The following is a 15,227-nucleotide window of genomic DNA, read 5'->3' as shown; positions in this document are numbered from 1 at the left end:
CGCGGATAGCTTCGCGACCACTGACCGGTGGTGACGCAGGGGGTTTTCGTACATGGAGTTCCGGATCGACCGCGGTGACCTCGTCGAGGCCGTGGGCTGGGCGGCCCGCGCACTGCCCGCCCGTACGCCGGTGCCCGTGCTGGGCGGCCTGCTGCTGGACGCGGCGGCGGGGCGGCTGAGCGTGTCGGGGTTCGACTTCGAGACGGCGGCGCGGATCGAGACGGACGCGGAGGTCGGCGTCGACGGCCAGGTCCTCGTCCTCGGGCGCAGGCTCCTCGACATCTGCAAGGTGCTGCCGGACGGGCCGGTGAGCTGTTCCCTGGAGGGGACGCGGTTCACGGTCGAGGCGGGCGGCACCAGCTTCGGCCTGTCGACCCTCCCGCGCGAGGAGTACCCCACCCCGCCCGCCCCGCCCGAGGCGTACGGCACCGTGGACGCGGCCGCGTTCGCCACCGCCGTCGCCCAGGTCGCGGTGGCGGCCGGCCGCGACGACACGCTGCCGGTGCTGACCGGCGTCCAACTGCGGCTGGACGGCGGGGAGATGACGCTGGCGGCGTCGGACCGTTACCGGTACGCGGTACGCCGGCTGGAGTGGAAACCGCAGGCGGCCGCGGGGGACGCGGCGGAGGCGCTCGTGCCGGCGCGGCGGCTGCTGGACGTGGCCCGGTCGCTGGCGCGCTGCGGGGTCGTGAGGATCGGGCTCGGCGGGGCGTCGGGGGCCTCGGGGGGCGGGCCGATCGGGTTCGAGGGCGGGCGGATGCGGTCGGTCGTACGGCCGCTGGACGGGCGGCTGCCGTCGTACGGGAAGCTGTTCGACATGGCGGGGGCCGCGGTCGCCGAGGTGGAGTGCGGGGCGCTGACGGAGGCCGTGCGCAGGGTCGCGGTGGTGGCGGAGGCGAACAGCGCGGTGCGGCTGGACTTCTCGGCCGGGTCCGTCCTGCTGCGCGCCGGGTACGGTGACGACGTGGCCACGCAGCGGCTGCCCGCCGGGCTGACCGGCGCCGAGGAGATGAGCGTGGCGTTCAACCCGGCGTACCTGCTGGACGCGGTGGCCTCCTTCGAGGCGCCGAGGCTGCGGGTGGAGCTGCTGGGGACGGGGCAGCGGGCGCTGCTGGGCGCGGCGGACGCCCCCGAGGCGCACCGGCATCTGCTGATGTCCGTGAAACAGCTGGTCTGAGAAGTGCCTGCGCAGGCGTGTGACCTGCGCGTTCACTGACTCGGCGGGCCATTGTCAGTGGGCTGCGGTAGCTTCCGAAGTGCTGGGCGCAAAGGCGCGTGGCAGGACGGCCACAGGGGTGGGTGGACGATGGGCAACAGCACGGCGACGACGACGGACCTCGACGTCGCACTGGAGAAACACCGGACAGAGCTGACCGGCTACTGCTACCGCATGCTGGGCTCCTCCTTCGAGGCGGAGGACGCGGTGCAGGACACCCTGGTGCGCGCCTGGCGGAGTTACGACAAGTTCGAGGGGCGCTCCAGCCTGCGCTCGTGGCTGTACCGGATCGCGACGAACGTGTGTCTGGACATGCTGACGGCCGGCAACAAGCGGGCCAGGCCCATGGACCTGTCCGAGTCCACCCCCCTCGCCCAGGCGGCGCTCTCCCCCCGCCCCGACCACACCTGGCTGGAGCCGATGCCGGACGCCCGTGTGCTGCCGACGGTGGAGGACCCGGCGGAGGCGGCCGTCGCGAAGGAGTCGGTGCGCCTGGCCTTCATGGCCGCGCTGCAGCAGCTCCCGCCGAAGCAGCGGGCGGTGCTGATCCTGCGGGAGGTGCTGGCGTGGAAGGCGAGCGAGGTCGCCGAGCTGCTCGGCACGACGGTCGCCTCGGTCAACAGCGCGCTGCAGCGGGCGCGGGCGACGCTCTCCGAGCGGGAGGCGTCCGGGGCGGACGCGGCGGTGTCCGACCCGCTGGACGAGGAGCAGAAGAAACTCCTCGAACGCTATGTGGCGGCCTTCGAGGGCTACGACATGACGGCGCTGACGGCCCTCCTCCACGAGGACGCCATCATGACGATGCCGCCGTTCGACCTGTGGCTGACCGGGCATGACGACATCACCGGCTTCATGACCACGCTCGGCTCCGCCTGTGAGGGCTCGCGCCTGCTGCCGGTCCAGGTCAACGGTCTGCCGGGCTTCGCCCAGTACAAGCCGGACCCGGAGAACGGCGGCTACACGCCCTGGTCGATCCAGATCCTGGAGATCTCAGACGGCCGCCTCACCGGATTCCACTTCTACCTCGACACCCAGCGCTGGTTCCCCCTCTTCGACCTCCCCCTCCACCTCGACGGGCACGCCGACAAGGTCGAGCAGGGCGCGTAGGGCGGGGTCGGGGGCGCGCAGCCGTATCCGCCCCCCGGCCCGACGGGCGGCCAGCTGGAGCCGCGCCAGCAGTTCGACGGCGGCCAGCCCCGGCGGCCCGATCCCGGCGACGTCGCAGACGACGATCCCGGCACGGCCGGCCTCCAGCAGCCCCCGCACATCGTCGGCCAGCCCTGCCACCTGCTCCCGGGTGACGGGGCCGGTCAGGGTGAGTACGGGGGGTGTCGTCGCTTCCACGATCGGTAGACCGTGCGGACGCACACAACTCATCGGGTCCCGGACGTCCTACCGGTCACTCGTCGGGGCCGGGAAGTCCGTCGTGTCCAAGGCGAGTCCGAACGGCTCGGGCAGTTGGACCGGCTCGCCGAACGCGGCGGTCGTCAGCCGGCGGTAGGCGCCGTCCTCGGGGTCTGTGTGCAGGGTGACCGCCGGGCCGTCCGGGGCGATGGCGTCGATCAGGAGGTAGAGGGGGACGCCGGCGGTCGCGTAGCCGGCGGGCTTGGTGAAGCGATCGTGATGGGCCGTGGCCTTCGAGGTGATCTCCACGACCAGGCGGGCCGCCGAGGCGGGTACGTGGTCGTCGGCGCCCGCGCCGCCCGGCTCGCGGGGCAGGACGACCAGGTCCGGCACATAGAGGCCGAGGCGGGAGGGGACGGCTGTGCCCAGCCACTGGTAGACGCCCCAGTCCGGCGGGATGACCTCGTACAGGGACCGGGTCACGCGTTCCGCGACGACGTGGCCGACGCCGGCCGACACGGGCGTCACGGAGACCAGACCGTCGATGGTCTCCGCCCGGCAGCCCTTGGGGACGACCGTGTGCCGCCAGACCCAGACCGCTTCGTCCCACTCGTCGCCGGTCAGGTCGTAGTCGCCGAAGTGCGTGTTCATGATCGCCATCCAACAAGGCCGACGGGACCGGCGGCACTCCACCGGTCCCGTTCACCCTGATGAGGGCAACCCTCTGGGCGTTCCCCAGTTTTCCCAGGTCAGGCAATACGTTCCAGCACCACCGGCGACGCCGTGAACGTCGTGCCCGGCGCGCCGATGTCGTACGAGCCCTCCACCGCCTGCAGGGCGTAGTCGAAGCGCTCCGGGGTGTCGGTGTGCAGGGTCAGCAGGGGCTGGCCCGCGGTCACCGTGTCGCCGGGCTTGGCGTGCAGTTCGACGCCCGCGCCCGCCTGCACCGGGTCCTCCTTGCGGGCGCGGCCCGCGCCCAGGCGCCATGCGGCGATGCCGATGTCGTAGGCGTCGAGGCGGGTCAGGACGCCGGCGGCGCCCGCCTTCACCACGTGCTGTTCCTTCGCCGTCGGCAGCGCCGCGTCCGGGTCGCCGCCCTGGGCCGTGATCATGCGGCGCCAGACGTCCATGGCGGAGCCGTCGGCCAGGGCCTTCGCCGGGTCGGCGTCCTTCACGCCCGCCGCGTCCAGCATCTCGCGGGCCAGGGCCAGGGTCAGTTCCACCACGTCGGAGGGGCCTCCGCCCGCCAGGACCTCCACCGACTCACGGACCTCCAGGGCGTTGCCCGCCGTCAGGCCCAGGGGGGTCGACATGTCCGTCAGCAGCGCGACGGTCTTCACGCCGTGGTCGGTGCCGAGGCCCACCATCGTGGACGCCAGCTCGCGCGCGTCCTCGATCGTCTTCATGAAGGCGCCCGTGCCCACCTTCACGTCCAGGACGAGGGAGCCGGTGCCCTCCGCGATCTTCTTCGACATGATCGAGGACGCGATCAGGGGGATCGCCTCGACCGTGCCGGTCACGTCCCGGAGCGCGTACAGCTTCTTGTCGGCGGGGGCCAGGCCGTCGCCCGCCGCGCAGATCACCGCGCCGGTGCCGTCCAGCACCGACAGCATCTCCTCGTTGGACAACAGTGCGCGCCAGCCCGGGATCGACTCCAGCTTGTCCAGGGTGCCGCCGGTGTGGCCGAGGCCGCGGCCCGACAGCTGCGGGACGGCCGCGCCGCAGGCCGCCACCAGCGGGGCCAGCGGCAGGGTGATCTTGTCGCCGACGCCGCCCGTGGAGTGCTTGTCGGCCGTGGGGCGGGACAGGGACGAGAAGTCCATGCGCTCGCCCGAGGCGATCATCGCGGCCGTCCAGCGGGCGATCTCGCGGCGGTTCATGCCGTTGAGCAGCACGGCCATGTTGAGGGCGGCCATCTGGTAGTCGGCGACCTCGCCTCGGGTGTACGCGTCGATGACCCAGTCGATCTGCTCGTCGCTGAGCTCACCGCGGTCCCGCTTGGTGCGGATGACGGAGACGGCGTCCATGGCCATGGCTTTCCTTCCGACGTTCACAAAGTGCGCGGCCCCTCTGCGCCAGTCAGAGGGGCCGCGCGGGAGTCACTTGTTCAGATGGTCCGGGCCGAAGGCCTGCGGGAGCATCTCCGACAGGGGGACGATCCCCGCCGGGGTCTCCAGCAGCAGCTCGGGGCCGCCGAACTCGTACAGCAGCTGGCGGCAGCGGCCGCACGGGACGAGGATCTCGCCCCGGCCGTCCACGCAGGTGAAGTGGGTGAGCCGGCCGCCGCCGGTCCGGTGCAGCTCCGAGACCAGCCCGCACTCGGCGCACAGGCCGAGCCCGTAGGAGGCGTTCTCGACGTTGCAGCCGGAGATCGTGCGGCCGTCGTCCACCAGGGCCGCGACGCCGACCGGGTAGCCCGAGTAGGGGGCGTACGCGTGGGACATGGCCTCGCGGGCCAGCTCGCGCAGGGCGTCCCAGTCGACCGTGGCGGCCGACTCCGCGGCCGGGGTCACTTGCCCTGTCCCTTCCGGTAGGGCATGCCGTCCGCCTTCGGCATCCGCAGGGACTGCGCGGACAGCGACAGCACCAGCAGGGTGACGACGTACGGCGCGGCCGTCACGACCTGGCGCGGGACCTCGTCCGTGCCGACGTACCAGATGAACATCAGGGCCGAGACGAGCGCGGTGACGACGGCGGGGACGTACTTCTTCCGCCACGCCAGGTAGGCCGCGCCGAACACCAGCAGGATCGCGAGCAGCAGGATCAGCGCGTGGACGTTGGTCGTGCCGCCGCGCAGGTTGAGGCTGTCGGTGTAGCCGAACAGGCCCGCGCCCAGCGCCAGTCCGCCCGGCATCCAGTTGCCGAAGATCATCGCGGCGAGGCCGATGTAGCCGCGGCCGGCGGTCTGGCCGTCCAGGTACACGTTGGACGCCACGATGGACAGGAACGCGCCGCCGAGGCCGGCGAAGCCACCACTGATGATCACGGCGATGTACTTGTACTTGTACACGTTGACGCCGAGGGACTCGGCGGCGATCGGGTTCTCGCCGCAGGAGCGCAGCCGCAGACCGAACGCGGTGCGCCACAGCACCCACCAGGTGCCCGGGACGAGGGCGACCGCGATGACGGTCAGCGGCGACAGGTCGGTGATCAGACCGCCGACCAGGCCGGCGATGTCGGAGATCAGGAACCAGTGCTTCTCGTTGAGCGTGTCCAGCCAGCCGGAGAGCCCGGGGATGTCGAAGGTGCCGAGCGAGTCGATCGGCGGGGACTGCTTGGAGGAGCCGCCCTGGACGCCCTCGAAGGTGAACTTCGACAGATAGCGGGTGGTGCCCAGGGCGAGGATGTTGATGGCCACACCGGAGACGATGTGGTTCACGTTGAAGGTGACGGTCGCGATGGCGTGCAGGACGGCGCCGAGCGCGCCGCCGATGATGCCGAAGACGACGCCCGTCCAGGGGCCCCACTGGTAGCCGGCCCAGGCGCCGAACCAGGTGCCGAGGATCATCATGCCTTCGAGGCCGATGTTGACGACGCCCGCGCGCTCGGCCCACAGACCGCCGAGGCCGGCGAGGCCGATCGGGACGGCGAGGCGCAGTGCCGTGGACATCTGGCCGGTGGAGGTGATGCCGTCCGCGCCGGTGATGAGCCGGACGGCCGAGGTCAGCACCAGGACGCCCGCGATGATCAGCAGGAGGACCGGGAGCGAGAAACGGCGGCCGCCCTTGCCGGGCTGCTTCGCCTTCGGCTTGGCGATGGTCGTGGTGCTCATCAGACCGTCACCTCCTTGTTGGTGTTCTGGGCGGCTGCGGCGAGCTCGGCGCCCACGCGCTTCTGCTGGCGGCGCAGACCCCACTGGCGTACGGCCTCGTACGAGATGACGACCGCGAAGACGATCAGGCCCTGCATGATCGTGGCGATCTCCTTCTCGTACGCCACCGGGGTCGCGTAGTCGAGGGCGGGAGAGGCCTTGTCGAGGAAGGCGATCAGGAGCGCGGCGAAGGCGATGCCGACCGGGTTGTTGCGGCCGAGCAGGGCGATGGTGATGCCGGTGAAGCCGAGACCGGTGGGGAAGCTCAGGCTGTAGGTGTGGGCGTCGCCGAGCAGCAGCGGCAGGCCGGAGAGGCCCGCGATGCCGCCGGAGATCAGCATGGCGGTGAGGACCATCTTCTTCGCGTCGACGCCGGAGGCCGCGGCGGCCGTCTCGGACTCGCCGGTGGCGCGCAGGTCGAAGCCGAAGCGGGTGCGGTTGAGGACGACCCAGTAGACGACGCCGAGGGCGACGGCGAGGAAGACCAGGCCGTAGATCTCGCCGACGTCGGTGCCCAGGTCGATGCCGGGGACCCAGCCGGAGTCCTTCATGATGCCGGTCGTGTTGTTGTTGCCGACCTGCACGCCCCAGATGTTGCCGAGGGTGAGGTAGCCGATGACGCTGGTGGCGATCGCGTTCAGCATGATCGTCGCGACGACCTCGCTGACGCCCCGGGTGACCTTCAGGACGCCCGCGATGCCGGCCCAGAAGGCGCCGGTGAGGACGCCGACCAGGAGCAGCAGCGGGATCTGCAGGGCGGACGGCAGGGCGATGTGCGCGCCGACGACGGCGGTCATCATGGCGGCGAGACGGTACTGGCCGTCGACGCCGATGTTGAACAGGTTCATGCGGAAGCCGATGGCGACCGCGAGGGCGGCGATGTAGTACATCGAGGCCTGGTTGAGGATCAGGACCTGGACGTCGGAGTAGCCGGCCTGCTCCAGCATGAGCGTGTACGGCTCGATCGGGCTCTTGCCGGAGGCGATCAGCACGACCGAGGTCAGCAGGATCGCCGCGACGAGCGCGATGACCGGGCCGGCCACCGCGAGGAGCACGCGCTCCTTGTCGAACTTCTTCATCGGGCCTCGTCCTCCGGACCGGCGGCTGCGTCGTTGTCGGCAGGCGTCTCTACGTGTTCCAGGTGACCGGTCGCGGCGCCGGTCATGGCGGAGCCCAGCTCCTCCGGGGTGACGGTGGCGGGGTCGGCGTCCGCGACCAGCCTGCCGTTGTAGATCACACGCAGGGTGTCCGACAGGCCGATGAGCTCGTCGAGGTCGGCGGAGATCAGCAGCACGGCCAGGCCCTCGCGGCGGGCCTCGCGGATGCGGTCCCAGATCTGGGCCTGCGCGCCGACGTCCACACCGCGGGTGGGGTGGGCGGCGATCAGGAACTTCGGGTTGTGGCTCATCTCGCGGCCGACGATCAGCTTCTGCTGGTTGCCGCCGGAGAGGGAGGCTGCGGTGACGTCGATGCCGGGGGTGCGGACGTCGAACTCCTCGACGATCCGGCGGGTGTCGGCCTGCGCGCCCTTGGGGTTGAGCCAGAAGCCCTTGGCGTTGGGGGCCTCGGTGACATGGCCGAGGATGCGGTTCTCCCAGAGGGGGGCCTCCAGGAGCAGTCCCTGGCGGTGCCGGTCCTCGGGGATGTAGCCGACGCCGGACTCGCGCCGCCTGCGGGTGGGCCAGGGGGTGATGTCCTCGCCGAGGAAGGCGATGGTGCCGGAGTCGGCGTGCTTGGTGCCGATCAGCGCGTCGATGAGCTCGGTCTGGCCGTTGCCCTCGACGCCGGCGATGCCCATGACCTCACCGGCGTGGATGGTGAAGCCGACGCCGTCGAGGACCTTCTTGACCTCGCCGCCCTCCGGGGCGAGCGTGATGCCGCCGGTGGGCTCGGCGTCGACGCCCAGGGAGGCGCCGCCGCTCGCGTAGACGGTGAGGTCCGCGACCTGGATGACGGGCTTGTCGGTGACCGTGGACTCGGCGGTCTCGGGGGTGGGCAGCTCGCTGCCGACCATCATCTCGGCGAGCTGACGCGGGGTCGTCTCGGAGGGCACCGCGGTGCCGACGGTCGTGCCGCGCCGGATGACGGTGATGTCGTCGGCGACGGACAGGACCTCGCCCAGCTTGTGGGAGATGAAGATGACGGACAGGCCCTCGGACTTCAGCTCGCGCAGGTTGTCGAAGAGCGCGTCGACCTCCTGCGGGACGAGGACGGCGGTCGGCTCGTCGAGGATGAGGGTGCGGGCGCCGCGGAAGAGAACCTTGAGGATCTCCACGCGCTGCCGTTCGGCGACACCGAGGTCCTCGACCAGGGCGTCCGGGCGGACGTTCAGGCCGTACCGGTCGGAGATCTCCTTGATCTTCCTACGGGCGTTGCCGCCGATGCCGTACAGCTTCTCGCTGCCCAGCACCACGTTCTCCAGGACGGTCAGGTTGTCGGCCAGCATGAAGTGCTGGTGGACCATGCCGATGCCGCGGGCGATGGCGTCGGCGGGGCTGGAGAAGCTCACCTGTTCGCCGTCGATCGCGATGGTGCCCTCGTCCGGCTTCTGCATGCCGTAGAGGATCTTCATCAGGGTCGACTTGCCGGCGCCGTTCTCGCCGACCAGGGCGTGCACGGTGCCCTTGCGGACAGCGAGGTGGATGTCGTGGTTGGCGACGACACCGGGGAAGCGCTTGGTGATCCCCGCCAGCTCTACCGCGATCGTCGACTGTGCGGTGAGCGGAGGGCTGCTGGACGCGTCGATGGCGCACTCTCCTTGGGAAAGGGGCCGCTCTACGCGCGTAGCGCCCCTGCTTTAAATAGTGCCCGGATCGAATCGACCTTGATGATCTTGATCGCTGTTCTGCGAGCGATCCCGATCAAGTCCCGATCCGTTCCGAGCATTCTGCCGCGCGAACGGGGCGCGGGGAGGACATCCTTCCCGCGCCCGGTTCCGTGGCCGTAACGCTGCCATTACAGCGCTTCCTTGGCCAAGGCTTCTGACCGGTTCGGCACCGTGGGGTCAGGAGGTCTTCACCTTGATGGTGCCGCTCTTGATGCCCTCTTCGGCCTTCTTGATCGCGGCCTGGATGTCGGCGTTGCCCGAGAAGGCCGGGTTGGAGTTCGACACGCTCACGCCGCCGTTGGCGAGGGAGCCGCGGACGACACCCGTCTCCGGCTTGCCGTCGTGGACGGACTTGGCCAGCGTGTAGACCGCGCCCTCGACGTTCTTCATGGCCGAGGTCAGGATCGACGCCTTGTACGCCTTCAGCGCGTCCTGCTTGTACTGGTCGGAGTCGACGCCGATGGCCCAGATCTTGTGGGCGTTGGCGGCCTTGATGACGCCCTGGCCGGACAGGCCGGCGGCGGCGTAGACGACGTCCGCACCGGCGTCGATCTGGCCCTCGGCGGCGCTCTCGCCCTTGTCGGGGCTGGAGAAGCCGCCCTCGGCTGCGGTCTCGGTCAGGTACTGCGACTTGACCGTGACGCCCTTCTTGGTGTCCGTGACGCCCTGCTTGAAGCCGGCCTCGAACTTGTGGATCAGCGGCACGTCCACGCCGCCGACGAAGCCGACGGTGTTGGTCTTGGTGGCCTTGGCGGCGGCGACACCGGCGAGGTAGGAGGCCTCCTCCTCGTGGAAGACGAGGTCGGCGACGTTGGCGGCCTTGATCTGCTCGTCGTCCACGATGCCGAAGGTGGTCTTCGAGTACTTGGCCGCGACCTCCTTGACGGCCGGCGCGTAGGCGAAGCCGACGCCGATCACCGGGTTGTAGCCCTGCTTCGCCAGGCTCTCCAGGCGCTGCACCTTGTCCGCGTCCGACTCGCCGTCCTGCGGCTCGACGGCGGTCGACTTGTAGCCGAACTCCTTGTCGGCCTTGGTCAGGCCGGCGGTCGCGGCGTCGTTGAAGGACTGGTCGCCCTTGCCGCCGACGTCGTAGGCGAGCGCGAGGCCCAGGTTCTTGTCGCTGCTGTTGGAGGAGGAGGACGACGTGGACGAGCTTCCACAAGCGGAAACGGTCACGGCGAGAGCTGCGGTGGCTACACCCGCAGCCGCGATTCGGGACACCCGGCGCATGGAACTTGACTCCTTTGTGCACGCGCCCAAACCAGGCGCTGGTTCCGCCGCAGCGTAACGCGCGTAGACCTGACGGAAAAACCCTTCTGTCCGGTCCGTTACCGAGCTGTGGCCACAGATGGATCCCAGGTTACGGACAGCAGAACGCCCCTTGCGGGATGCAAGGGGCGCATGGGCTGCGGGGACGCCGTTATAGGCGCAGCCGGGGGTGCCGCGGGCCCGGGAGGGGCGTTACTCGGCGGTTACTTGGTGTTGACAGTGACCGTGCCGGCGATGATGGCCTTCTTGGCCTTGTCGACGGCCGCGACGACATCGGTCATCGCCTTGTACTTCGGGTTGGTGTCGGCGAAGCCGACGCCGTCGTTGGAGAGGCTGCCGCGGACCACGCCGGACAGGGGCTTGCCCTCGTACACGGACTTCACGAGGTCGTAGACGGCGCCGCCGACGTTCTTCAGGGCCGAGCCGAGGATGTAGTCCTTGTACGCCTTCAGCGCGCTCTGGCTGTACTGGTCGGAGTCGACGCCGATGGCCCACACCTTCTTGGCGGCGGCCTCGGTGATCACGCCCTGGCCGGAGAGACCGGCCGCGTGGTAGATGACGTCGGCACCGGCCTCGATCTGACCGCTGGCCGCGTCCTTGCCCTTGTCGGGGCTGGAGAAGCCGCCCTCCTGGGGCGTCTCCGTCAGGTACTGCGACTCGATCTTGATGTTCGGGTTGATCGACTTGGCGCCCTGGACGTACCCGGCCTCGAACTTGTGGATCAGCGGGATGTCCACGCCGCCGATGAAGCCGATGTGCGCCTTCTTGGAGGTCTTGGCGGCGGCGACGCCGGCCAGGTACGAGGCCTGCTCCTCGTGGAAGACCAGGTCGGCGACGTTCTTGGCCTGGACCTGCTCGTCGTCGATGATCCCGAAGGTGATCTTCGGGAACTTGGCGGCGACCTCCTTGACGGCCGGCGCGTAGACGAAGCCGACGCCTATCACCGGGTTGTAGCCGGACTGGGCGAGCTGGGTCAGGCGCTGCACCTTGTCCGCGTCGGACTCGCCGTCCTGCGGCTCGATGTCCTGGCCGCCGAGCTTGAACTCCTTCTCGGCCTTCTGGAAACCGGCGTAGGCGGCGTCGTTGAAGGACTGGTCGCCCTTGCCGCCGATGTCGTACGCGAGGCCGATGCCCTTGCCCGAGTAGCTGCCGGACTCCGTGTCACCGGAGGACTTGGAGTCGCTGCTGGACTTGCCGCAGCCGGCGGCGGCGAGTGCGACGACCGCGACGGTCACCGCTGCCCGGGAGAATCTCGTCCTCCGAGAGATAAGACGCATTGCAAGCACCCCTTCGTCCCCACGGCGCCGTGACCGGCCCGCTTTCCCCTTGGTGGCGCCGTTCCGCAAGGGCTTTCCCGACGAGCCGTTCCGGTGGCGATTCCGGCGCACAGTAACGCGCGTAGAAGGGGAGGGGAACGGGGTTTCTCATGGCCGTTATCGATTCGTGCCGGGCTTGGGTTACAAGCGCGGCCCGGGCGTTACGTGCGGGTGACACAGGGGGACGAAGAGGCGCCTTTCGGGCACGGCACCTCTTCATCCCCTTGTGTCAGGGCTTCTCAGTTGGCGCGGGTCTCCGCGTCGAGCAGGGCGGCCGCCGTGAAGAGTTCCACGCCGACCGTGATCGCCGACTCGTCGGCGTCGAAGTCGCCCTGGTGCAGATCGCGCACGGTGCGCTCGCCGGGCGTGCGGACGCCGAGCCTGGCCATCGCGCCGGGCACCCGCTCCAGGTACCAGGAGAAGTCCTCGCCGCCGAGGCTCTGCTCGGTGCCCTCCACGGCCGCCTCGCCGCGCCGGGCGACCATGGCGTCCCGCAGCAGACCGGTGACGTCGGCGTCGTTGACGACGGGCGGGACTCCCCGCACGTAGTTGATCTCCGACTTGGCCCGGTGCAGGTTGGCGACCTCGTCGATCGCCGCGACGACGATGTCCGGGGCCTGCCGCCACGCGTCGATGTCCAGGCAGCGGACGGTGCCGGAGAGCTCGGCGTGCTGCGGGATGACGTTCGGCGCGTGACCGCTCTCGATCCGGCCCCAGGTGACGGCGAGCCCGGCGCGCGTGTCCACCCGCCGGCCGACCAGCGCGGGCACGTCGGTGACGACCCGGGCGGCGGCGGTGACGAGGTCGGTGGTCAGGTGGGGGCGGGCGGTGTGGCCGCCGGGCCCGTCCAGCGCGATCTCCAGCCGGTCGCAGGCGGAGGTGATGGCGCCTTCGCGCAGTCCGACCCGGCCCGCGTCCACGCGGGGGTCGCAGTGCACGGCGATGATCCGGCCGACGCCGTCCAGCGCGCCGCACTCGATGGCGTCGGCGGCGCCGCCGGGCAGCACCTCCTCGGCGGGCTGGAAGATCAGCCGCACGGGCCGCGGAAGGCGCCCCTGCCGGTGCAGTTCCGCGAGGACGAGACCGGCGCCGAGGACGACGGCGGTGTGCACGTCGTGACCGCAGGCGTGCGCGCGGTCGGGCACCGTCGAGCGGTAGGCGCATTCGGTCTTCATGTCCGGGATGGGCAGCGCGTCGATGTCGGCGCGCATCGCGAGGACGGGAACGCCGTCGCCCTCTCCGTCCACCGCCCCGATGTCGCAGATGAGGCCGGTCCCGATGGCGAGCACGCGGGGCCGCAGCCCCGCCTTCTCCAGGCGGGCCTTGATCGCGGCCGTCGTACGGAACTCCTGGTTGCCGAGCTCGGGGTGCATGTGCAGGTCGCGGCGGAAGGCCACGAGCTCCGCGCGCAGCGCCTCCGGCAGGGTGCCGGGAAGGACTCCCGGCTCGGCAGCGGGGAGCACGTCTTCCCCGGAAGGATCGGCCTCGGACTCTCGGGACATCAGTTGCTTCACCCTCTGAAGGGTAGGACGCCGGAGCGGTCAACCGACCTACGATCAACAAAACTTCAACCCGTCAGGCGAAGAAAAGTTGGCCGCGCGGCGCATGGCTGCTGTGGGGGGTGGGTAAACTCCGCCGATTTTGCCGTCGGCACCCACATTTCTTCCTTCCTTTCACGGATACCACGGACCACTGCTGGCACGCCGTGCCTGTCCACGGAGCGGACCGATCCCGACCGACACGGACCGATCCCGGACCGATCCCGGAATCATCACCGCCACGTGGCGATTCCGCCACGCAGCGCGACGAACGGGTGTACGGCGGGCACGGTGCCCCCATGGAGACCATGACGTGCGGCTGCGGCGAGGAACACATCCCGGGGGTTCTCGCGAGGGGCATGGCGGCACTGGTGCTGACCGGGCTCGCGGTGATGGCCGTCACGGCGTGTGTGCTCGCGGGTGTGCTCTGGGCGTTCCTCCGGTGGCGGGACCGGGGGCGCAGGGAGAGCGAGCAGAGCTTCTTCGACGGCTTCGGCCGTTGGGAGGAGGAAGAGGGCGAGTCGCCGCCGTGACGCCGGGTGGAGATTGGCGCGTTCGGGTGACAGAGCGTGGTGGGTCATCTCTACGCTGGCGTGACGACTCTGTGTAGCCGTACGGCTGCGGTGTGAAGACGGGTGGGTTTCGCATGACGACGGAGGAACGGGAGCGGAGGCCGGAGACACCGGCGGAGGCTGACGGCACGACGGGACTGTTCACCGCGCTGGGCAAGATCATGAAGTTGCTCCGGGAGCGGAAGGGGCTCACGCAGAAGGAACTCGGCCAACTGCTCGGCTACGGGCCGGACGCCGTCTCCTCGATGGAGCGTGGAGTACGGGCCATCCAGCCGGAGACGCTGCTGAAGGCCGACGGGCTACTGGACGCCGCGGGCGTGTTCGAGCAGGCGATTCCCGAGGTGGAGGAGGCGCTGAAGAGGGCACGGACGCGCCATCCGGAGTGGTACCGGGGGTACGCGGGGCTGGAGGCGCAGGCCGTCTCGCTCCACGACTACAGCACGATGGGCATCCTGGGACTGTTCCAGACCGAGGACTACGCCAGGGCCGTGTTCAACCAGCGGTACCCACCGCTGAACGAGGAGACGATCGAGAAGCGGGTCGCGGACCGCCTGTCCCGCCAGCAGATCTTCGAGCAGTGGCCCCCGCCGGACATCAGCTCGGTCATCGAGCAGGCGGTGCTGGAGCGGCCGATCGGCGGGCCGGAGGTGCACGCGGGCCAGCTCCGGCAGTTGCTGCGGATCGGGCGCATGCGGAACGTTCGCCTTCAGGTGATGCCCACTGAGCGCTATGAACACCCTTGCCTGGACAACGCGTTCACGTTGCTGACGCCGAAGGGCAAGGAGCAGGTTGGGTACATGGAGAGCCATGGGTATCCACAGCTGATTACCGACCGCGAAGAGGTCCGCGTCCTCGCCGCTCGCTATGGGATTATCCGAGCGGAAGCGCTCAACCCGCACGAGTCCCTTGACCTGATCGAGAAGATGCTGGATTCACGATGACGACAGAGCAGCTGACCTGGTTCAAGTCGACCCACAGCAGTGGCGAGGGCGGTCAGTGCCTGGAAGCCGCCTACACCTGGCGCAAGTCGACCCACAGCGACGGCGGAGGCGGCCAGTGCCTCGAAGTCGCCGCCTGTCCCGGGACTGTCCATGTCCGTGACTCGAAGAATCCCGCCGGGCCCCGGCTGGACCTCTCTCCCTCCGCCTGGGGCGACTTCCTCGCGTACGCCCGTCAGTGACCGGCTCGGTGGCCGGCGTCCTCTCAGATGGGGGTTGGGAACCGCTGTGGTTTGACTGAGTGTGTGATATCCCGTGAGTTCTTCTGAGCCGCGCTGAGTCTCTGGCCACGTGGCCAGGGGGTTCTTCCTCCCTCGGGTGCTCTGTGGCCTTGTG

At 70.0% G+C, this 15,227-nt stretch carries 15 protein-coding genes; 5 read left to right on the top strand and 10 right to left on the bottom strand.

All coding sequences use genetic code 11. The features are described 5' to 3' along the window. Positions 1-52 precede the first annotated feature (52 nt). Both dnaN and ACZ5SK_RS32890 read left to right on the top strand, forming a co-directional pair. A complete protein-coding gene (gene dnaN, locus ACZ5SK_RS32895) occupies positions 53-1,177 on the top strand; it encodes a DNA polymerase III subunit beta (RefSeq protein WP_468576783.1) in 1,125 nt (374 codons plus the stop codon). Between the two features lie 129 nt (positions 1,178-1,306). Continuing rightward, entirely contained in the window at positions 1,307-2,323 is a 1,017-nt protein-coding gene (locus ACZ5SK_RS32890) for a sigma-70 family RNA polymerase sigma factor (RefSeq protein WP_334577620.1), read from the top strand. On the opposite strand, the gene ACZ5SK_RS32885 is transcribed toward ACZ5SK_RS32890, so the two are convergent. The 10 genes from ACZ5SK_RS32885 to ACZ5SK_RS32840 all read right to left on the bottom strand — a co-directional run bounded on the left by ACZ5SK_RS32885 (position 2,207) and on the right by ACZ5SK_RS32840 (position 13,285). Next, positions 2,207-2,593 carry an STAS domain-containing protein gene (locus tag ACZ5SK_RS32885; RefSeq protein ID WP_334577621.1) on the bottom strand — a complete coding sequence of 129 codons (387 nt, stop codon included), beginning with the start codon at positions 2,591-2,593 and terminating at the stop codon, positions 2,207-2,209. The two genes, ACZ5SK_RS32890 and ACZ5SK_RS32885, sit on opposite strands and share 117 nt — an antisense overlap. A 15-nt stretch (positions 2,594-2,608) precedes the next feature. Then, a complete protein-coding gene (locus tag ACZ5SK_RS32880) occupies positions 2,609-3,211 on the bottom strand; it encodes a Uma2 family endonuclease (protein WP_334577622.1) in 603 nt (200 codons plus the stop codon). A gap of 98 nt (positions 3,212-3,309) precedes the next feature. Next, positions 3,310-4,593 (bottom strand): thymidine phosphorylase, encoded by a 1,284-nt coding sequence (locus ACZ5SK_RS32875; protein ID WP_361701179.1) that lies wholly within the window; start codon positions 4,591-4,593, stop codon positions 3,310-3,312. 66 nt (positions 4,594-4,659) lie between these two features. Continuing rightward, a complete protein-coding gene (locus ACZ5SK_RS32870; protein WP_334577624.1) occupies positions 4,660-5,073 on the bottom strand; it encodes a cytidine deaminase in 414 nt (137 codons plus the stop codon). Further along, a complete protein-coding gene (locus ACZ5SK_RS32865) occupies positions 5,070-6,332 on the bottom strand; it encodes an ABC transporter permease (RefSeq protein ID WP_334577625.1) in 1,263 nt (420 codons plus the stop codon). Before ACZ5SK_RS32865 ends, ACZ5SK_RS32870 begins: the two co-directional genes overlap by 4 nt. Further along, entirely contained in the window at positions 6,332-7,450 is a 1,119-nt protein-coding gene (locus ACZ5SK_RS32860) for an ABC transporter permease (protein WP_334577626.1), read from the bottom strand. Before ACZ5SK_RS32860 ends, ACZ5SK_RS32865 begins: the two co-directional genes overlap by 1 nt. Next, a complete protein-coding gene (locus ACZ5SK_RS32855; RefSeq protein ID WP_334581191.1) occupies positions 7,447-9,075 on the bottom strand; it encodes an ABC transporter ATP-binding protein in 1,629 nt (542 codons plus the stop codon). The genes ACZ5SK_RS32860 and ACZ5SK_RS32855 overlap by 4 nt, the downstream gene beginning before the upstream one ends. Before the next feature lie 300 nt (positions 9,076-9,375). Then, positions 9,376-10,428 (bottom strand): BMP family lipoprotein, encoded by a 1,053-nt coding sequence (locus ACZ5SK_RS32850; protein ID WP_334577627.1) that lies wholly within the window; start codon positions 10,426-10,428, stop codon positions 9,376-9,378. Positions 10,429-10,670: 242 nt separating this feature from the next. Beyond that, positions 10,671-11,702: a BMP family lipoprotein gene (locus ACZ5SK_RS32845; protein ID WP_443041232.1), complete on the bottom strand. Its 1,032-nt coding sequence runs from the start codon at positions 11,700-11,702 to the stop codon at positions 10,671-10,673. Between the two features lie 320 nt (positions 11,703-12,022). Beyond that, on the bottom strand, positions 12,023-13,285 hold the full coding sequence (locus ACZ5SK_RS32840) for an amidohydrolase (RefSeq protein WP_334577629.1): 1,263 nt from the start codon (positions 13,283-13,285) through the stop codon (positions 12,023-12,025). Between the two features lie 335 nt (positions 13,286-13,620). Between ACZ5SK_RS32840 and ACZ5SK_RS32835 the strand changes: the two genes are divergently transcribed. The 3 genes from ACZ5SK_RS32835 (at position 13,621) to ACZ5SK_RS32825 (ending at position 15,073) form a co-directional block, all read left to right on the top strand. Then, positions 13,621-13,854, top strand: a complete 234-nt coding sequence (locus tag ACZ5SK_RS32835; RefSeq protein ID WP_334577630.1) for a hypothetical protein — start codon at positions 13,621-13,623, stop codon at positions 13,852-13,854. A gap of 113 nt (positions 13,855-13,967) precedes the next feature. Beyond that, the gene (locus ACZ5SK_RS32830) at positions 13,968-14,834 is read left to right on the top strand and encodes a helix-turn-helix domain-containing protein (RefSeq protein ID WP_334577631.1); all 867 of its coding nucleotides are present in this window, start codon (positions 13,968-13,970) and stop codon (positions 14,832-14,834) included. Then, entirely contained in the window at positions 14,831-15,073 is a 243-nt protein-coding gene (locus ACZ5SK_RS32825; RefSeq protein WP_334577632.1) for a DUF397 domain-containing protein, read from the top strand. The genes ACZ5SK_RS32830 and ACZ5SK_RS32825 overlap by 4 nt, the downstream gene beginning before the upstream one ends. The last annotated feature ends 154 nt before the right edge of the window (positions 15,074-15,227 follow it).

It is taken from the genome of Streptomyces sp. NPDC031474 (assembly GCF_055581185.1).
The sequence above is the reverse complement of the archived record's forward strand: the minus strand, read 5'-3'. Positions and strand labels throughout refer to the sequence as shown.